Origin of the sequence: Siphonobacter aquaeclarae (assembly GCF_900103285.1) — a bacterium.
Classification (GTDB): Bacteria; Bacteroidota; Bacteroidia; order Cytophagales; family Spirosomataceae; genus Siphonobacter; species Siphonobacter aquaeclarae.
In genome coordinates, this window is record NZ_FNGS01000001.1 from 415081 (window position 1) to 435666 (window position 20586).

Annotated in this window: 12 protein-coding genes; 2 read left to right on the plus strand and 10 right to left on the minus strand. The window is 54.4% G+C overall.

Annotated elements, in window-relative coordinates:
• Positions 1–7: 7 nt before the first annotated feature.
• From BLR09_RS01600 to BLR09_RS01630, 7 genes are all read right to left on the minus strand, one after another.
• Entirely contained in the window at positions 8–2992 is a 2985-nt protein-coding gene (locus BLR09_RS01600) for a SusC/RagA family TonB-linked outer membrane protein (RefSeq protein ID WP_093196835.1), read from the minus strand.
• A 283-nt stretch (positions 2993–3275) separates the two neighbouring features.
• Complete coding sequence (locus tag BLR09_RS01605; RefSeq protein WP_093196837.1) at positions 3276–4181, minus strand: molybdate ABC transporter substrate-binding protein; 906 nt, start codon at positions 4179–4181, stop codon at positions 3276–3278.
• Between the two features lie 8 nt (positions 4182–4189).
• Positions 4190–4645 carry a DsrE family protein gene (locus tag BLR09_RS01610; RefSeq protein WP_093196839.1) on the minus strand — a complete coding sequence of 152 codons (456 nt, stop codon included), beginning with the start codon at positions 4643–4645 and terminating at the stop codon, positions 4190–4192.
• A 10-nt stretch (positions 4646–4655) separates the two neighbouring features.
• On the minus strand, positions 4656–5627 hold the full coding sequence (locus BLR09_RS01615) for a c-type cytochrome (RefSeq protein WP_093196841.1): 972 nt from the start codon (positions 5625–5627) through the stop codon (positions 4656–4658).
• A 197-nt stretch (positions 5628–5824) separates the two neighbouring features.
• Positions 5825–6715 (minus strand): LysR substrate-binding domain-containing protein, encoded by an 891-nt coding sequence (locus BLR09_RS01620; protein ID WP_093197802.1) that lies wholly within the window; start codon positions 6713–6715, stop codon positions 5825–5827.
• A 104-nt stretch (positions 6716–6819) separates the two neighbouring features.
• A complete protein-coding gene (locus BLR09_RS01625; RefSeq protein WP_093196843.1) occupies positions 6820–7530 on the minus strand; it encodes a LytR/AlgR family response regulator transcription factor in 711 nt (236 codons plus the stop codon).
• On the minus strand, positions 7530–8591 hold the full coding sequence (locus tag BLR09_RS01630; RefSeq protein ID WP_093196845.1) for a sensor histidine kinase: 1062 nt from the start codon (positions 8589–8591) through the stop codon (positions 7530–7532). Before BLR09_RS01630 ends, BLR09_RS01625 begins: the two co-directional genes overlap by 1 nt.
• Before the next feature lie 239 nt (positions 8592–8830).
• Here BLR09_RS01630 and BLR09_RS01635 point away from each other — a divergent pair, with 239 nt between their 5' ends.
• Complete coding sequence (locus tag BLR09_RS01635) at positions 8831–9280, plus strand: hypothetical protein (protein ID WP_143010986.1); 450 nt, start codon at positions 8831–8833, stop codon at positions 9278–9280.
• 708 nt (positions 9281–9988) lie between these two features.
• On the opposite strand, the gene BLR09_RS01640 is transcribed toward BLR09_RS01635, so the two are convergent.
• From BLR09_RS01640 to BLR09_RS01650, 3 genes are all read right to left on the minus strand, one after another.
• Entirely contained in the window at positions 9989–11059 is a 1071-nt protein-coding gene (locus BLR09_RS01640; protein ID WP_093196849.1) for a T9SS type A sorting domain-containing protein, read from the minus strand.
• Positions 11060–11129: 70 nt separating this feature from the next.
• On the minus strand, positions 11130–14954 hold the full coding sequence (locus tag BLR09_RS01645; RefSeq protein WP_093196851.1) for a hypothetical protein: 3825 nt from the start codon (positions 14952–14954) through the stop codon (positions 11130–11132).
• A gap of 504 nt (positions 14955–15458) precedes the next feature.
• A complete protein-coding gene (locus BLR09_RS01650) occupies positions 15459–15836 on the minus strand; it encodes a helix-turn-helix domain-containing protein (RefSeq protein WP_093196853.1) in 378 nt (125 codons plus the stop codon).
• A gap of 514 nt (positions 15837–16350) precedes the next feature.
• Between BLR09_RS01650 and BLR09_RS01655 the strand changes: the two genes are divergently transcribed.
• Positions 16351–20346 (plus strand): hybrid sensor histidine kinase/response regulator transcription factor, encoded by a 3996-nt coding sequence (locus BLR09_RS01655; RefSeq protein WP_176785403.1) that lies wholly within the window; start codon positions 16351–16353, stop codon positions 20344–20346.
• Positions 20347–20586: the final 240 nt, after the last annotated feature.

Sequence of the window (20586 nt, forward strand, 5' to 3'; positions counted from 1 at the left end):
CGTTAGATTATAAGCCGATGGTCACGCCGAATACGAAGGTTCTCGCCTTGGGATAGCTCAGGTAGTCGATCCCGTAGGAGGATATTCCGGAGACAGACCGGTCGTTGTTCACTTCCGGATCATACCCGTTGTACTTCGTGATGACGAAGAGGTTCTGACCCGTTACCGATACGCGGAGTGTCGGTACCCACTTGGCGATGCCCATTGCCGTTGTGTTGAAGTTGTACCCCAGCACGGCGTTGTTCAGGCGGAGGAAGGAACCGTCTTTCAGGTAGCGGGTCGAAACCGGAGCGGCGTTGTTGACCGACTCCTGCGTCGAGGCAATCGCTTCCTGGGTGACGTTCACGCCCTTGGACAGTTTCAGCTTATAAAAATTGGAATTGGCGGTGTTGTCGTACAGCTTGTTGCCCGATACGCCGTTGAAGTTGACGGAGAGGTCAAAGCCTTTGTAGCCGACGCTTCCGTTGATGTTGAACATCTGCTTCGGAAGAGCGGTACCCGCCGCGACACGGTCTTTGTCCGTAATGATGCCATCGCCGTCTACATCCCGGAACTTGCTGTTTCCTTTGTCGTCAAAGCCGATGAAGTCTTTCAGGAAGAATGTTCCGATGGGTTGCCCGTTGACATACCCGTTGATCGTCGCCGACGTCAGACCTGATCCCTGCGCCGAGCCGGAAGTAATCACCGTGTAGGGCGAGTTCATCACTTTGTTTTTGATAAACGTGATGTTTCCGCCGAGGGAGAAGCGGAAGCCGCTCTTGAACGTTTTCCGGTAGGCGAGGTCGAGTTCGGCGCCGCGGTTGGTGATCGTCATGTTGTGGACGTTGGTCCAGAACGTACCGGCAGGCTGTACCGGGTCCGACGGAATGACTTCCAGGAGAATTTCGCTCGAAACCTTGCGGAACCAGTCGAATGAACCGCTCAGTGATCCGTCGAAGAAGGCGAAATCTACCCCGAGGTCGGTCTGGCTTGATACTTCCCACTGAATATTCGGGTTCGCCAGACGGGTGTAGATGGTGCCTGACGGATAGTTGCCGGTTGCGGTCAGCGGATAACTCGTCGTACCGGTGACGCTGTTGGTAAAGAGTGCCTGGGTGATTTTGGAAGGAATTTCCTGATTACCCGTCTGCCCCCAACCCGCGCGCAGTTTCAGTTCGGAAATCTGCTTGATGGATTTCAGGAAGGGTTCTTCTGATACCCGCCAGCCGACAGACGCCGAAGGGAATACGCCGTACTTGTTGTTCGAGCCGAATTTCGAGGAGCCGTCTACCCGTACCGTGGCTGTTACCAGGTACTTGTCTGCAAACTGGTAGTTCACGCGGGAGAAGAACGACTGGAGTTCGTTGACGGTCGCGTAGCCCGTTGGGCGGTTATTCACCAGCGTCAGGTCCTGGCCAAGGCCGGGATTGTAGATCGGCTCTACGTCTGTTACGTTAAACTTGTTGATGCTGTAGGAACGTCCCTGGAGGAAAATCCGCTGGTACGAATGCCCGGCCAGTGCGGAGAATACGTGTTTCCCGCGGTCAAACGAGTAGGTGACGTAGTTTTCGATCAGCCGGTTGGTGTTGTACGTATTGATCGTGGCGAGGCGCCCTTCCTGGAAAGGTACCGCATTCGGCAGCGATTGGAGGTCCTGCTGCGAAGTTGACTGGTCAATCCCGAAGTTCAACCGGTATACCAGGCCCTTGATGATCGTCACCGAGGGAGAGATATTCCCGATGATCCGGGTGGTACTCGTCAGGTCTTTCTCCAATGCGAGCGGAATGAGCGGGTTCGTTCCGTCGGTATACTGATACGGATCTCCTTTGTCATCATACGCCGGATAGGTCGGATTGGCCGTAATTGCACCGCCGATCAGGCTCTGAATCGGAGGACGCAGGTTGCGGGTATTACTGGCGTTGAGGTTGACATCCACGCTGACGCGGTCGTTGAGCAACTTCTGGTTGACGTTGATCCGGCCGGTATACCGCTTCAGGTCGTTCTTTTTCAGGATACCTTCCTGGCTTTGAATCCCGAATGATCCATAGTAGGTCAGCTTGTCCGACCCGCCGCTTAGCGCAATGTTATGTGTTTGTGTATAAGCCGTGCGGGAAATGACCTTCTGCCAGTCGGTATTGCCGCCTTTGTCGACCAGCGTACCACCGAGCTTCGGTACTTCCTGACGGAACTGATCGGCCGTCAGTACCTCAAGCGGACGGGCCATGGTCGAAATGCCGATCGAGCCGTTGTAGGTAACCGAGGAGTGTCCGGACTTGCCTTTCTTCGTCGTAATCAAGACGACACCGTTCGCACCGCGGGCACCGTAAATGGCTGTCGCTGAGGCGTCTTTGAGTACATCGATCGACTCGATATCCGAAGGGTTCAGAAACGTCAGCGGGTTCATATTGCCGCCGGTAGAGCTGTTGTCGAGCGGCAGCCCGTCGACCACAAACAGCGGCGTACTACCCGTCCGGATACCTCCCGGACCGCGTACTGTGATGTTCTGCTGGCCACCCGGCTCACCTGTAGCAGATACGACGTTCACCCCGGATACCTTCCCCTGAAGCAACTGCTCGGGAGAGTTGATAATACCCTGGTTGAATTCTCCGGCTTTGATCGACGATACCGAGCCGGTCATGTCCTTTTTGGTGGTACTGCCGTAGCCGATGACGACTACCTGCGAGAGCTGAGCGACGTCGCTTTTGAGTTCAACGTCTATTTCGGAACGGTTGCCCACGGGAAATTCCTGGGCGGTAAATCCCACAAACTGAAAAACCAGCACGGCATTGTTGTCCGGAACCCGGATGGAGTACTTACCGGCAGGTCCGGTCGTCGCACCGACCGTCGTTCCTTTGACAATGACGGTGCAACCGACAAGGGGCTCATGCGTTTCGGCATCCCGCACGGTCCCCGTGACGGTTCGCTCGGTTGGTGCGGCCAGGCCGAGAAAAGGCAGGAAAAACAAGAGGAGCAGCCACCGGACGGCGACTGAAGAGCAGTTAAAGTGCTTCATGATAGGAAGTAATTAGATTTAGGTATGGGACTGGGGTAGTTCCCACACGAAAGTCTATGGTATTCAACAAATAAAAAATAGAAGTTAACAAATAATTTACAGACGGAACCTTGAAAGACCAGCAAAGCTAGTCAGCCGGAGAGGCCGGGGTATTTATCAAATCGTTACGAAACAGTTAATAAACCGCCATCAGGTGCGGCAAGTGATCTTTTTCAAGGATATGAAATGCAACAGCCCCGTGTCTTCCGGAGAAAACACGGGGCTGTTGCCAGGGCCGAATGGGTTAATCTATTGTAAAACCATACTTGCGGTAGAGCTTCTTCGCCTCTGCGCCGGTGAGGAAATTCATAAAGTCCCGGGCGGCTTCCGGGTGCGGGGCGTTTTTCAACTGCCCGGCGATGTAGACGGCCTCGATGTTCTCCTTATCGGTAATTTCAACGAGCTCAATCGGATGATCGATCATTTGCTGGTAAAACGCCTCGGAATACCACACAGGTCCGGCTTCCGACTCTCCATAAAGGATACGCATCGGGGTTTGCCGGTGGTGAATCTGCGTCAGAAACGTAGTGCCGTCGGCTACCTTCTCCGACATGATTTTCTGTTTCAGCGCTTCTCCGCCTGCTTTTACATAGGCCTCTTCGATCCGTTTGCCGATGCCTTCCCATTCCGGATTGGGCATGGCGACGCGCAATCCCTTCCGTCCAAGGTCCGCCAGACCCCTGATATTTCCGGGATTCCCCTTCGGTACCATGAGGGCCAGTTTGTTCCTGGCGTACGTTTCGGTCCGGCTGAAGCGGTCAGAAAAAGCGGCTATCCGGGATTTTCCCGCAGTGTACACATCGGGCTGATGGCTGATCCGCATATTACCGATTGTGATGGACCCGGATTCAATCTGTTTTGCCAGAATACCGGGCGGTAGCGTTTCCGCAAAAACACGGGTGTATTGCGGATAGGCTTTCCGGAATGCCGCCAGTAGTTCGTCGATCACCATAAACTGGTTTCCGGCGAAGAAGACAACCAGCTGGGGATCGGTAATGTCTCCATACAGATCCGGGACGTTGTCGATGCCTTTGATGGTGAAGTTCAGGCCGTCGTTCATGGGCTTGTTCCAGGGAGGATCAAAGCGGTGCTGCTGAGCTGCTGCCATGTGCGCAAAAAAATAAAGGATACAAAAAGCGAGTCGTTTCATAAGCAGGGTCAGGGATGGATGATGCCCCATCCCTGTTGTTGTCGGATGATGATTTCCCCGTTACCGGACGGTACGTAGGAGATAAAATCGAACAACTCTTCTTTCCCGATTTTGCGCTCCCGCATGGTGTTTTCGCATTCGGCGAGGATGACGCCGCTGTCCTGCAGCTCCCGGAGCTGCGTTTCGTACGGATTGGTTTTCCGGAACAGCTCCACGCCGCCGCCGTGCGCCACGAGTTCCACTTCCAGTTTGTTTTTCAGCCGCGGGTCAGCCAGGGCATTTTTGATATTCCGGAGTGTGGCCGTGATGACCTTATCGTCGCTGCTGTTGAGCTGATAGACCACTTTATAAACTTTGGCATCGGCCAGCGCGCCGTGAAAAGCCGCGGGGTCCTGCTTTTTAACTTGTGCGAAGACGGGAGACGAGAGGAGAAAGACGAATGCGAGAACAGGAAGCGCTTTCATAAGCAGGAAATTAAGGTTGTTTGAGAGATTCGAGAATCGGCCGGTAAGGGCCGTATTTGTGTTGTTTTTCCGGGAATGAATCCGCGTAGGGTCCGAACGGGAAGTCAATCGGTTTTTGACGAAGGTCTTTCCAGTCGCCCGACTGATCCTTATGCGGGCGCGGTTGCGAGTTGACAAACGCCGCCAGGTCCCAGGCTTCCTCGTCGGTCAGCTGCGGAGCTTCCGGCGTGGCGCCAAACGGCATGTTGTTTTTCACGAAACCCGCAAAATTGGACAGCCGGTACAGTCCTGCGGCGTCGTTGTAGCTGTCAGGCCCCCACACGGGCGGGTAGACAAACGACTTGCCGGCTTTGATACCTTCCCCGTTTTTACCGTGGCATACCGCACATTTTGCCGTGTACAGGCGCCCGCCGGCGGCGGGATCGGCCGGCCGGTCCGGGTACCTGAGCTTTTCCACGCCTGTGCCTTTGGGCGTACGTCCCTTCGGAACGCCGCTTCCCAGCCATTTCATGTAGGCGATCATGGCGGTCATTTCGCGGCTGGTGCTGTCGGGCGCGCGGCCATTCAGGCTTCGCTCAAAACAGTCCGAAATGCGCTTGACGATGGTTTCCCGTGTGCCGGAGCGCGCCCGGAACTTCGGGTAGGTGGCATACACCGCGCCGTAGTTGTTTCCGAGGAAACGCGTGCCGGCATCCAGGTGACAATTCTGGCAATTCATGCCGTTGCTCAACGGGCGGACCTTCCCGGCAGGACCGAGGTAGTCGGACGTACGGGCAATCAGCTCCCGGCCATACCGGATCAGGTTGCCTTCCGGCGTTTGGGGAATCCGCCGGATGTCGGGGACTACCCAGCGCGGCCGGTCGGTAGAGTCGGCCGGAGCAGGCGGCGCTTTCTGTCCCGGATGCAGGCCTGTCAGCACCGGAAGCGAAACGGCTCCGATGGCGAGCCAAGCCGCCAGCGGCGGTAATCGGAACTCATTCATAAAGGATATTTTGTGTGTGATGCAAAACCGGCCCGATACCCGGACCGGACGTGACAAATATCCGGGGCGAACAGATCAACTGTTCATTCAAATAAGTTATCTGATATAACTATAGATTATATCAAAGGTTATAACGAGTTGAGCAGTATGCGCTGTTCGTTATTTTATTCTTCCTATTATTCCAATCAAAATTGTATCTATACTTTCAGCTGATGATGGATAAACTTCATGAACAGCTCGGATAATGCCGGCGCCTGTCCGTGGGGCAGCAGAAAGGAAAAATACCGGGTGATTTCCAATCCCTCAATATCCACGATCCGGCACTCGTTATTCCCCAGTTCCTTCATAACGGCATGAATGGACAAAAAGGCCATAGCATCGGAGCTGAGCATGTATTGCTTGATACTTTCGGTGCTGCTGAGTTCCATGTCGACCTGCAGGTCGTGCAGCCCTGTATGGTGGTTCCTGAGTGCGCGGGCGAGTACGTCCCGCGTGCCTGACCCCGGCTCGCGAAGCAGGAGAGGTATATGAGGTAAATCTGTCAAAGGTATCGGAGACGCCACGGGATGCTGTGTCCGGGCAACCAGCACAATTTCATCCTTCAGAAAAGGCACAAGCCGGAAAGCTGTTTCGCGGGCAGCGCTTTCGGTCATACCCAGGTCGATTTCCCCCGCCCCGAGCAGGCGGAAAATCTCGTCGGAATTACGGCTGACCATTGTCAGGCGGATATCGGGAAACTTCTGGCGAAAAGCCGGAAGCAAAGGAGGCAGGACATACTGCGCCACCGTGGTACTGGCGCCGAGACGAAGCGTTCCGCTCTGCCTTTCCATCAGGGCATTGATCTCGAACTCCAGCTCCCGGTATACCGCGAAAATCTGATCGCTGTGCGCCAGCAGGATCTTGCCGGCCTGCGACAGCTTCATTCCCGAACCGCTTCGTTCAAACAGCTTGATCTGAAGCATGCGTTCCAGCTCGTGGATATGCTTCGTTACAGCCGGCTGCGAAATACACAGCTCATCGGCTGCCTTGGTGAAGTTGAGCCTGCGGGCAGCCGTCCGGAATACATGCAGTCGAAAGTCAAAAATCATAGGGAGGGAAAGGTACGGAAAGAAAGGGTTTTCGGTTGACAGTTTTCTGTTTTCAGTTCCGAAGGGCAACTGAAAACTGTCAACCGAAAACCGAACCAGCGTCCTTACCGCTGCAACACCTGATCCAATTTCGCCTTATAAATCCGGCCGATGGGTAGTTCGGCGTCGTTGACGCGGATGTAGGTAGCGCTGATCGCCTGAATGTGACGGAGGGATACGATAAAGGACTTGTGGATGCGTACAAACCGGTCCGGCGGGAGCTTTTCTTCCAGGTAGCTGATCCGGAGATAGGAGACCAGCGGGCCGGATACGGTATGGATCCGGACGTAGTCTTTCAGGCTCTCAATCCAGAGGATATCTCCGAGGTTAAGCTTCACCATTTCCTTGTCCACCTTAAAATACTGGTAGTCGGTCGATGGCCGGGCAGGCTCTGCCTGCTCCGGAGCGGTTGCCGGGGCAGGTAAAAAGCGGTAAAGTTTACCCATCGCCTGCAAAAACCGCTCGAACGAGATCGGTTTTACGAGAAAATCGACGACATCAAATTCATAGCTGTCAAGAGCGTATTCGCGGAAGGCGGTCGTGAAGATGATCTTCGGGCGGTAGCAAAGGGGCCTGAGCAGGTCAAAGCCGGTCAGCCGCGGCATATGAATATCCAGAAAGAGCACATCTACCGGCGTTTGCTGCAACTGGCTCAGCGCCTGTGTAGGCGTATTGGAGACGCCGACCAGGTCGATGTCGGGCAACCGGCCAATGTATTCTTTGAGCAGATCAGTTGCCGGAGGTTCGTCGTCCAGCACAAAGCAGCGGATGGCCATCAGTTAGGGGTAAATTTCAGCACGGCCAGAAACTGGCTGTGTTCGGGGAGTGTCATCAGTTCGTAATTGCCGGGGTATAGAATATCCAGGCGCTGGCGGAGATTGGCCAGGCCCAGTCCGGTGGTGGGCCGTTCGGGCAGGTCTTCCGGCATTGAATTTTCGACGGAAAAAACCAGCTTATCTTCTGTCCGGGACAGGTTTAGCTGTATCCAGCAGTCGGCTTCGCTTTGCGCCGCGCCGTGTTTGAAGGCATTCTCGACGAAGGGCAGTAACAACAGCGGCGGGACGGAAAGATCCGCTCCCCGCTCCGGCCATTCGTCGAAATTGGTCTGAACGTCGAGCCGGGAGCCATACCGGATCTGCTCCAGCGCGATATAGTCCCGGAGGTATCCGAGCTCTTTGCGGATCGGTACCGCGGGGCGATGACTTTCGTGTAACTGATAGCTCAGCAGCCCGGCCAGCCGGTGCAGCAGGTGCGGCATTTCGGCCGGCTGATGGATGGAAACCGAAATCAGGTTATTCAGCGTATTAAAAAGAAAATGAGGCTGTACCTGCGATTGAAGCAACCGGTACTCGGCGGCCAGCTTCTCCCGCCGGTAGGTTTCGCTCACCTGCTGATGGCGGAGCGCATGCCGGACCAGGTCTACCGCAACAAACAATACGACTACCAGGTGCATCTGCATGGCTTCCGCGAGAATTTTCGGCCAATAGAGGAGAGGCTTATCCAGCCCGGAAGGCCAGTAAACAGGATATAGCCAGGTATAGTTGATGAATCTCCGGGTGATGCCGAAAACCACCAACCCGGCAATCAGGCTTATCCAGAATCCGGTCATCCGGCCGGTCAGCAGGTAGCGGCGGACGGTCACGAGCAGGTGCCAATACCCTGCAACGACAAGCAGCGGCAGGTTGAGCGCAATCTGAAAGAAGCTCTGACGAAAGTTTTCGAGGTATGCGCCGGTATTCAGCCATTCAAACAGAAAGTACCCGGCCCAAAAGAGGCTCTGTGCGCGGAAATGCCGGCGAAAAGCAGCGGAACTGGTCATCACGGTTGTATCAGGCATCTATCAAATGTACACACGCAGGGGCAGAAATAACACGTCGGTCTCCCCAACGACGCGGCGCTGTTTCCCAACACATCAATCGTTCGACAAACGACCGTTTTTCCCGACAAACTGCGCTCCGGAGGCAGGACAGGTCATGTGAAGCGCTGGCATAGCGGTTGGGCTAATTCCCGGAATCCGTATTCGCCGGCGTGTTTCCTTTGATCATCCGAAACAAAAACGCTTTCCTGTTCAAGGCCATGAAAACTACCCTGCCCGCTGCGTTCGCAGCCATCTTGTTGCTCCTTTCGCCGGGGAAAGCCCGGTCTCTCTCCGTTGAACCGTACAAGGTTCAGGCTTTCGTGACGCCCGAAGGCAAAATCCATGTTGTCGTTGAAAATCCGGGCCGGTTGCGGTACAAGGTAGAACTGAGAGACCAGCGGGACCGGTCTCTTTACGAAGAGTACACCAACCTAACGGAATACCGCCGGAAACTGGATATCGTCGGTATTCCGGGTCAGGGATGCGAAGTAAGCGTCCGGATCGGGGAGAAACACTACCGTTTTCGGGTATACCGGCGGGAAGCGGAAACGGCGTTTTCGATGGATGCGCCAACTGCACCGAAGCAGCGCCTGTCGCCCGAAAAAGACAGCGCGCTCTTTACACTGCATTCAACCGTAGAGGAAAACCGCGCAACGCATAACCGGTAGCATACCTGTAGGGTTATTGCCTGGGGCCGGGTACTGATACGATCTCGTATCGGTACCCGGCCCTTTTTCCGGTGAACCGGCAGGATGGCCGTTGATTTACCCTTTCCAGACCATTTATCCCTTTTTCGTCGCGTGACGGTATCCGGAAAACACATCTTTACGCACGCTTTGATCGTGTCACCACATCCGCAACGTGTTTTTTCGGCCGTCATCTTCCGGAATACAGCGATTGAAGAACGTTTAACAGATAGCTATTTTTACGCCGGTACTGGTACTTTATCCCTATATTTGGTCTGACCGGAGTATGATTATCTGGAAAAAAGAGAGAGACAGCAACGCAGTCGCAAATAAGCTCGTATAGAGCAACGGAAGCCCGTGCGGCACCTGGCCGGACGGGTTTCTCTGAAACCCCGACGCAGATCCCAGCCGATCTGCCCGGTTTAATGAACGAAATGAAAATAAACCCGTTTCCTGTTGGGAGACGGGTTTTTTGTGGCCGGTAGCTTCATACGCTATTCATGAAGTTCTTCGTCGCTTTTCCTGCACATTCGAAAAAGGGAAGATGTACGAGTATACAAAAAAGGCTACTGCCAATGACAGTAGCCTTTCTGAACTAATCCTTTCAACTATACGCGTTACGCGTGGGCTAAACGTATCCGAAACAAGGTCAGGTGGGATCGGATGATCGGTTTATGTTTTTCTAACGGGCTATTGGGTGATCAGTACCTTATGGGTGGACTGAGAGCCGTCGGTATTACTGACTTTGAGCAGGTAAAATCCTTTGCCGGCCTGGACCCTGATACCTTCTTCCGGGAACCGGGCAGATTTGTGTACGACCTGCCCCTGCGGGCTGATCAGTTCCACGGAATCAATCTTGGTCAGATCGGCCTGGCCGAGTTTGATCACGCCGGAGGTCGGATTGGGGTAGACAATCGGCCGGGGTGTGATTTCACCGAAAACAATGCTGGCCGTCTTGCTGTATTCGTAGGAACCGTCCAGATCGATCATCTTCAGCCGGTAGTAGTTGGTACCCGAGAGCGGTTGCGTATGGGTGAAGTTGTACGTTGTCAGCAATTTGCTGTTTCCGGCAGCTTTTACCTCACCGACTGCCCGCCAGTTGCGGGTATTGACGCTGTGTTGTACCTCAAAACGGTCCGTGTTTTTTTCTTCGGACGATACCCATTGCAGCAGGGACAGGCCGTTTTCCGGCTTCGCGGTAAAGGAAACGAGCGTTACCGGCAGGGGACCGTCGACAAATGTCTTGGTCGAGGTGCTGTCGTCGGTCGTGTCATTAGTACCTGGTCCGTTCGGCGCATTGCCGTTGCTTTCGAGGTTAACGGTAAACCCGTTGTTGGCGGTTCCGGACGCCGTGGCGACGGTCGCCTTGTAAGCAATGGTGATGTCACCTGCGTCGTCGGCCGGAAGCGGCGCAATCTGCGTAGCCGTGTAGGTTGCCGTTGCGGCGTCGTACGACCAGGAAAAGAGGTTTTTCCAGGATCCGCCTACGGCCTCTTCCGGCGTGGCGAAATGCGTGGCATCGAATGTTCCGCCTGCGAGGCTGATACGGATGGTGATCGGGTCGGCGTTTCCGTCGATATCCTGGTGGCTGATGGTCTGGCTCCCGGAGTTCCCGACGCTGAATGACAGGGTAGCATACGGGTTACCGCCTGAAATAGGCGCCGGAGAGATGGCCGCGTTGGTCACGAACGGATTCGTATCCGCGAAAGCACTCAAACAGGTGAGGCTGAAGGCTGAGAGAAAGAATATCAGTTTTTTCATACGTTTCGTCTGATTTTGACCTTTGGAAGAAAGCCGGCCAGTCTGCCAACCGGAGACTGGCCGGCGTAAATCACAGACCGGAATAGCTGACGATTTCGACGTCTGTGTTGTTTTTGTCGTTGCGCTCGCCGCCGCTCGGGAAGCGGATCTGAACGGTGATCGGCAAGGAGCCGCTCGCCGCACCGGAAGTAAACGTTCCGGTAAATCCGATGTACCGGGAGCTGCCTTTCAGCAGAACAGCGGTTGTCGTCCAGGTATGGTAAGCGCCGGCGCCGGAGTACGTCCAGATGGAGTTGTTGAGTGCACCGAGGCTGTTGGTCGTCGCCGCTCCGTCCCAGGTGAACGTCCAGAAATTGCTCTTCAGGATGCGTACGGTGATGACTTCGCCGGTAGTAGGCCCGCCGGAAGTTATCAGATTCAGCACCCGGATACGGGCCGTAAACGGCTTGGTACCCGCGATTTCACTTGGGCTGACAGCCAGGAACGGCGTCAGGTCGGGGCCGCAGACAAGGGGCGTACTTCCATCGCCCGGCTGGGGAGCCGATTCACGCGTGTCGACGTAAGCGCCGTATACTTTCAGGGTCTGGTCTACCGCTGACGCCGCGCCGCCGATACTGATCTGCACTTCGTCAAACGGCTTGGTGGTTTTGAAACCGGGATTGTAGAAATCCGTCGGCGTTCCAAACCACTGGGTAAGCAGGGAGAAGTCGGCCAGTGAGGCATCCGATTTTGTTTCCTGCTGCACTCCGTTCAGGTACGTCGTCACCGTCACACCTACAAAAAGACCGCCTGCAATGATGAAGGGTTCTTTTTTCACGGTAAAACCGGCATAGGTTCCGGCCGGGAATACCTTGCCTGGCGCGGCTACGGAGATCGAACCGGTGGAAAGACCGTTGGCTGCGCTGTGGATTGTAGCATAATCGGTCGTCGAAGCGCTCACCACATTCCAGACATTGTCGATGCCATAGCCGGCTGCTGCGCCACCGGAGTAGCCGGTATGTTCGAACTCGATAACCGCCGGAATCGCGCCGGTCGTTGTGCCGTCCGTCAGCGGGTACGTTTTATTACATTCTATTTCGACCGCGCAGGCCGCGGCGGTGACCGGGTTAAAGCCGCGGACCACGAAATTGTGAATCCGGATTTCGCCGATGCTCGCACCCGCTACCCGTTGTACGAGGAGGCGTGCTTCGTCGAACTCGACGCGGCCCACTGTTCCGATGACCATCCGTTTCCACCCGCCCGTTACCAGGTCGGAGCTGATCCCCGCGCCAAGCTGATCTCCGGTGCTGGTCTGAACCAGAACGCCGTTGTTATAAAGCTCGATTTTGGTCTGATACAGCCCGTTGGCTTCAAACCAGCTTTGGGTGCTGACGTCAAAGCCTACATAGGTTTCGGCAGGGTACGAGTCATATCCGTTCGCAACGCTGAAGCCAAGCTGAGAGCCTGCCGTCACGCCCAGTTGCAGGGACGCATAGCTGCTCGTGCTGGCATCGATCGCATCCTGCGAATTCTGGATCGAGCTGTTTCCGTCAAATACGGCGAATACGCCGGTGTTTTTGCCGTTGATGTAAACAGGATGTTCGGGGGAGGCCAGGGTATCCAGGTGGTCACAGGCAATTGCCGGCGACGGGCAGAACTTCTGAATGACCGCAGAATACACCCGGATCTCACCCCAGTTAACACTTGCCGCTTTGGAGGCGCTGAACTTGACACCGCTGAACGGCTGATCGGCCACAAAACCGATGATCTGGCGGTTGATGCCGCCGCTTGCGAGGGAAGACTGGATACTCACCAGGCTGCCGCTCAGGTTTTGCGTAGACAATACGGTACCGTCTGGTCCGAGCAGGCTTACTTCCACGTTGTTGAGGAATCCACCGCCGATGATGGTCGGGAAACTGACGTCGAAGCCCGCGAAGGTACCGGCCGGGTACAGTTCATAATTCGCGCCGGGAATACCCTTGCTTCCGTCCTGAATACCTACCGACACATTCGAAGTAGCCGAAACAGCGGTATGCAGCGTGGCATAGTTGGTCGGGTCGGTATCGATGATGTTATTCAGGTTCTCGAAGTAGTTGTTCAGCGTGCCGATGGAGTTGCCGTCCGTGCCGGTATTTTCTCCGTCAATGTAAACGGGGAAGATATTCCGGTCGAGTCGCGTCTGCTTGTTACACGCCGCTGCGACGGTAGCCTTACAGAACGGCTCGATTATCGCATTGTAAACCCGTGTGGTATAGACGCCTACCGAGCCGGCCGACTGAATGGATATCCGGATCTCGTCAAAATCCTGCGTGGTTCTCATCCCGACGAGGTAGCGTCCGCTGTTGGCCAGGAATTTGGCCGAAGCGAGGCTCCCGCCGTCGTCGTAGCTGTCGGCCGTCGCAACGCCGTCCTTATAAAACTTCACGATGTGCCGGATGGCCACCGAACCTGAACCGAGGTTAACGTCCTGAATTTCAAAGCCCGCAAATGTACCTGCCGGGTAGTTGCCCGTTTGCTGCGAAGTCACAGAGATACCATAGTCGGTGACAGCGGCCACCAGTTGCGAGATTTCAGCATAATTGTTGGGATCGTTGTCGATGACGTTATCAATATCCTTGATCGAACCGTTCAGGGTACCGATGCTCACCGGGAACGTCGGCTTGACCCATACCGGGTAGTTCGTCGGGCCGCCCTGTATGCCTTTCTTCAGCCAGATCGGCGTCGGCGGCACGACGCAGGTAATCGGCGTGTCGCAGAAGCGCTGTACCACAGGATAGTACACTTCCACTGCGTTGATACCCGGCGTGGGAGAGAGAAGGGTGGTTATCGAATACTTGATTTCGTCGAACTCCACAGGGGCAATCATACCGATTGTCGTGCTTCCGTCGGAGCTGAGGATGGCAGCGCCGGCGAGCCCAACGGTACTCGAACTGGCCACTTCCACCCCGTTCCGGAGGAGAGTCAGTACGCGTACGTCGGCTGCGTTGGTACCAAAACCGGCGCCGACGGTCAATTTAAACCCGGCGAACGTACCGGCCGGATAGACCACGGCTTCGTCCTTCACCGAGCCCTCGTAACGGGTACCAGCTGCGAAAAGCGTCGTAATCATCGGAAAAACGGCATGCGTAGACGGGTCCGTATCTTCCATGGCTTCAATCATATTGGGCAGCGCCGGAACGATGTACGGAGGAACGCCGATACCAACTGAAACGCCCTGAGCGGTAAGTGCACGGCCCGTTACCGGTACCTGCGCATTGCAGGTAGCCTGGTCGCCCGAAGTACCTCCCGCTCCCCGCGTATACCGTTGCAGGTAGATGTTTTTCAGGCGTTGCTCGCCCGCCGGGCTGATTCCGGCTACGGAGGATACGAGCGTTACACGTACTTCATCGAACGGTTTATGGGCGTAGAATCCAACGTCGGCGTCGACCGTATTGGAGGCTGATGTTCCCCAATCGAGGTCCGCCTGTTCTACCAGTGCGCCGCTTTTATAAGTCGAGACACGTATCTGGTTGGTACCCAGAAAATTCCAGGTGGCCAGCGTGTTTTTGGTCCGCGTGGCCACTATACCGATCCGGTAGCCCGTGAAGGCCGTGGTATTGTAGGTTTGTCCGTTGCTGACGGAAACGGTCGGCGTGGTCTGTGTACCGTTACCGCTATAGGCCACCAGGCCATAGTTAGCGGTATTGTTGTCTGTCACGTTTGCCAGGTTGGTCCAGCCGGAAGCAGTAGCTGTGACCGTACCGGTAAAAGCGCCGCCATTTACCCAGGCAACCTTGGTATTGTCATTGGCGGGAACAACCGCCGTATCCTGTGCCAGAACAGGAGAAGCTGCGGTCAGCAGCGAAAGCAGCATACTTGCCGCGATGCTGTTGAGGCGTTGCTTTTTGCCCGGAAACCGAGGTATTTTTTCTAACATAAGCTTTCATTTTAGTGCTTGAATAAGGCATATAAGTCCACCGGATCAGAGATAATAGTGCGGCTCTGACCGGAAATAATACGCATCCCGATTCAGTAATAAGTCAGATTCAGGAAGCAGGAGAATGAAGAAAAAGTAAATAAAAAGTGGCGGGAATGTTTCTCACGCATCCCGGCATTTGTTGGCTAGCAGGCAGATAGTCATCGTGTTTGCTTATTGGTTGAAAGAGTTGATTTAAATCAGGAAATGCGCAGGTCTGTTGATCCCTGTCAATCCTTCACAAAGAAAGGCTCACGCCGAAAAACCAACGGGCTGCTTTCTTGTCAATTAATAGCACGAAAACTGTCAATACCGTTGAAAAATACTCAGAGAGGCTTTTTTTGACGATCAGGCTGAATCGGGAAGACATTCGCCGGTGGGTATCCGGCCAAAAAGCAAAGGCGGCATTCCTGTAGTAAGTAAAGCAGGATGCCGCCTGAATAGATGGAAGGTAAACGAAGGTTGCTAATCCACGAGTTTCCGAAGCAAACGGTCCAGCAGGACGTCCTTCTGTATGATCTGCTGCCGCAGAAATTCAACTTCCTTCCGGAGGTCGAGGACGATGCGTTCGTAGTCGAACGAGGCTTGCAGCTCGTTGCTGTCCCTTTCTCCGGCAGATTCCGCCTGGCGGCCGGAGCCGCTGAGCAGCGCCGCTTCCGACACCGAAAGCAACTGGGCAATACGCCCCAGCAGGTATTCATCGATAATCTGCTTCCGCTTGAAAATATCGTAAACACCGCTGGGCGACATTTCCAGGTAGCGCGCCGCCGATGACACGGTAATACCTTTTGCTTTCATCATTTTTCGGACATTACTGCCTACATGTACAAAAACAGATTCCATAAAGAGTTCAGGATAATAGGTGAAAGTAAATACAGTATTTTAACGAATAATAAGCCGGCATTTATGCCTTCTTAATGACAGAAATGGTGATTTAGTGAAAACAGAATTGCTATTGGTATTGAAATTATTGTAATAGCCGGAGAGTGCCGGATGCGTTATGCAAACTTATTCAACAGCCTTCTGTAAGAGTGACATGTTTTTGCGCTAATTATGACACATATCTTGTCATTTCTTTGAAAAGACGTGTAAACGGCTGTTGGCTTGCCATCCAGGCTGTTAAATCTCCTTGATATGTTCCTGCTTTTCTCCTATATTCAAAGGTAGAATCCCTCCATAGGATGAATACCCCGTTGCTATTCTAAAGTAGTACGCTTTATCAGCCGGTGACCTGGCACCCCAAGGACCGGCTACGTTTCCCTTTCAACGCACCTTGAGAAGAATGAATAACAAAAGACACGTTCCCCGTCTGTCGAGATTTTTATGCAGCAATTCCGATAATCCTGCCTCCGTATGCGTGAGGTTTTTTCCCCGCGTGGCCTGTTTTAGTATTCTGCTTTTTTCCCTTTTCAGTGCACGGGTTACAACCGCTCAGGTATTCCTCAATTACCTGGACTACGACAACGCGCCTGTTTCCACCTCCATGGGCATCGCGCAGGATCACGAAGGTTTTATGTGGTTCGCCACCATCAATGGCCTTTATCGCTACGATACGCGAACGTTCCGGCTATACGCTCCCAAAGCTGCCGACGTGCACTCGATCGGGTCGAGCTATATCAACGACGTCCGGTGTGATTCACACGGTACGATATGGGCCGCGACATCGGGCGGTTTGAGCCGGTATGACCGGGAAACGGACTCTTTTACCACTTTTCGCCACGACGAAGCCGATCCGCATACCCTCAGCAGCAACAATATCCTGGCCATCGAGGAAGACCGCGAACGGAAAGGCTACTGGGTAGGCAGTTCGCGCGGCCTTGATTATGTGCAGTTTCGCGGTGGGAAGGCGATTGTACGGCGACTCCAGGTCAGCCATCTCGGTTTTTGGGCCGGAAGTATCCATTGCGTTGCGGAAACGGCAGACGGAACCATATGGGCAGGTACGTACGATGGTCTCCTTTCCGTGAACAGGGACGGGAAGAATATGCGGCTTTTCCGGATGCAGTCCGGTCCCGATTACCCATCCAGGAATGAATTCAATGCGATCTATGCCGACCAAAAGGGAAGCATCTGGCTGGGGTCCAACCGGGCAGGACTGATTCGTTTTGATATCACAGGTGGTACCTTTCATACCGTGCAGGAATTTGGTCCCGAGCGGAACGAATTGCCGAACGTCTCAAAAATACTTCCCGATAAAAACGGGAAGTTCTGGGTGGCGACCTGGTCGGGTCTTGCCCGGTTTGATCCGGTTTCGCACCAATCCGTCTGGTATACCCACCGGGAGGAGAACCCGCTCAGTCTTTCCGATAACTTGCTCTACTCGCTTTGTCAGGATCATCAGGGAGGAATCTGGACGGGGAATTATTATACCGGCATAAGTTACCTGTATCCAAATCAGTCGGCCATGAACGCTTCGAAGCCGTTCGGCGCGTTCAAAGCTATACAGCTCGGCAAGACCCCGGAAGGGAATATATGGGCAGTAAACGAAAGAAGAAACACTCTTTCTGTTTACAACGTCCGAACGAAAGCAATCACCGACTACCCCCTGCATCTTCCGTATCCTTTCACGTATAATGCTTTTCACCTGGACGACGGGCAGCAGTTGTGGTGCGGAGGAATGTCTGTTCTGACATGCTGCAATCTGAGGACCGGGGAAAGAAAAGACTATCCTATTGCCGGAAAATTGAAGCGACAGGGAGGTATCAAGGCCATTCTCTGCGATAGCCGCGGGAGAATGTGGATTGCCGATCCCTTGAGGTTGATGGTATTCGATCCAAAGACGGGCCAGTTTCATAATCCGGGAGGAATGCTGAGCGGGAGTAAGGGCTCTATTTCAAATATTTATTATGCCACCGAAGACTCCCGGGGAAATATCTGGCTTGGTGGCCGAGAAGAGGTGCTTCTGCTGAAGTCAGGTGCAACAACAATGGAACGGATTCCCGTTGACCGCCGGAACGAACCCGGCCTTCCCGTATTGCTGCTCTCCGTCTGCGAGGACGCCGCCGGGCGGATGTGGTTTGCCTTCGGTCAGCACGGCCTTCAGGTATATAATCCGGCACAAAAACGCCTGGAGCGCGATAGCGCCGTTCCGGAAATGGCAGAAGGCCTGCAAAGCGATCCGCGCGGGTATCTCTGGATCAGCAATTCATCGCGGCTTATCCGCTATCACCCTGAAAAGAAAACGAAGCAATTAGTTGATTACCGGGACGGGCTGCCGTTACACGGGATATTGCGTCCGGGAACCTGCCTGAAAGACAATGATAACCGGCTTTATTGGGCCACAACGAAAGGGGTATTCAGTCACTTGCCGGTCAGCAGAACATCCTGGAAAAACGCATCGTCCCTTATCTTCACCTCCCTCAAGCTTTTCAATACGGAAGTTCTTGCGGGCGACAGTACACAGCTGCTCGACAAGGCGATCGGAGAGAAGCAGGAGCTGACCTTCCGCCACGATCAGAATTCCTTTACGCTGTCGTTTGCACTGTTGAGTTATTTCCGGTCGGACCGGAATCAATATGCTTACAAACTGGACGGGTTCGGCACTCAGTGGAGCTATACCGATAACCCCTCTGTCACGTTTACCCATCTCCCTCCCGGTACGTATACCCTGCTTGTCAACGCGGCTGACGGCGAAGGACTCTGGAACAAAACTCCCAGGCGACTGCAGATCCGGATTTTGCCTCCCTGGTGGCAGACCTGGTACGCCTATGTGCTGTATTTCGCTTCCTTTTTCGGGCTGCTTTTCTGGGCCATCCGTTTTTTCTGGATGCGAAAGACGCTCCAGAAAGACCGGGAATTGTTCCTGGCCAAGCTGGATTTCTTCACCAATATTTCGCACGAAATACGGACGCACCTTACCCTGATCGCCGCGCCGCTGGAAAAAGCTTCGGCCGCAGACGATCTCCCTGTGGAAGTTCAAACCTATATCGGTTACGCCCGGACGAATTCGGATACGCTGATGAGTCTGGTCAACGAGCTGCTGGACTTCCGGAAAATCCAGAGCGGAAACCTCGCGCTGGAAGTCCGCCGGCAGGATCTTGCCGGACTGATACGACTGGTACTGCCGGCTTTCGAATACAAGGCCATCGAACGCGGTATCACGACACACGTTACCCTCGGAGAAGGTCCTCTTTTCCTGTGGTACGACAGTGCGCAATTGCAAAAGGTATTGTATAACCTGCTGAGTAACGCTTATAAATATACGCGAACCGGTGGAAACGTCTGGATAACCGTATCCGAAACTTCGGGCGAGGTCCGTATCGCGGTGAAAGACGACGGAAAAGGTATTCTGCCGGAGCACCTGAGGCACCTGTTTACCAATTTTTACCAGGTACGCGACAACGGCAGCGCCAACACAGGCTATGGCATCGGTCTGGCGCTCGCCTATGAAATTGCGATCCGGCACCGGGGAGATCTCACTGTAACCAGCGTACCGGCGAAGCCGGATCAATCCGGGGAAACCTGTTTTACGCTGATCCTCAGAAAGGGAAGCGCGCATTTTCTGCCGGGAGAACTGCGGGAACCGCTCGCCGGACAGAAAGCTGCTTCGGCAGGAGCGGAGCCGCAGCCGGAGCGCCGGGAAGGGGAGCATACCATTCTGCTCATCGAAGACAACGCGGACCTGCGCGCGTTTGAGCGGGAAGCGCTCCGGCAACGGTTCACCATCCTGGAAGCGGGCAACGGGGCCGAGGGCCTTGCCCTGGCGAAAGTTCATGTACCCGACCTGATTATCTGTGATATCATGCTGCCGGGAATGGATGGCCTGAGCGTCTGCCGGACGTTGAAGGCAGAGCTGGAAACCAACCACATTCCAGTCATTCTGCTCTCGGCCCGGGGTGCGGCAGCCCAGGTTCGGGAGGGCCTTGAAGCAGGGGCAGACGACTACCTGGTGAAGCCGTTTGACCTGCTGGCACTCGAACTGAAAATCGACAACCTGATTCACGTGCGCGAGATGCTGAAGCTGCGCTACAGCCGGTCGCTGCTGCTGGAGCCGGATGAAATCGTGGTCGACGACAAGGACGGCCGGTTTATCGAACAGCTCAAAGAGTTGGTAATGAAACACTTGCCGGAGCCGGACTTTGGCGTAAACGAAATGGCTCTGGAAGTAGGGACCAGCGTATCGGTACTATACCGCAAGCTGCGGGCGCTTACCGGCATGACGGTCAACGACTTCATGAAAAACCTCCGGATGAAGCGGGCGATGCAGCTGCTCGAATCCGGAGCCTATCACATCAACGAAGTATCGCTGATGGTCGGATACGAAAGCACGCGTCACTTCAGCCGGGAGTTTAAAAAAGCGTTTGGAAAGACGCCGAATGAAGTACGTAAAAAGGAATCGCCTGGCCGGAGCTGATCATGTACAGCCCTCCACCTAAAAACCACTTATTTTGCAGCTTGATGTGCAAAAACGTATGCCGCTCCTCGGCTGTTGTCAGGTAAAGATGAACGTGTAATATGGATCCTTTTCTGATCGCGGACCCGGCCCTTTTAGACATATCGGTTACAGATTCCCTTCGGCCGGTTTGAATGTCTTGGATGAAAGCAGAGGATAGCCCGGTAAGGTTGAAAGACACGCCATAATCTTGATGCAAGT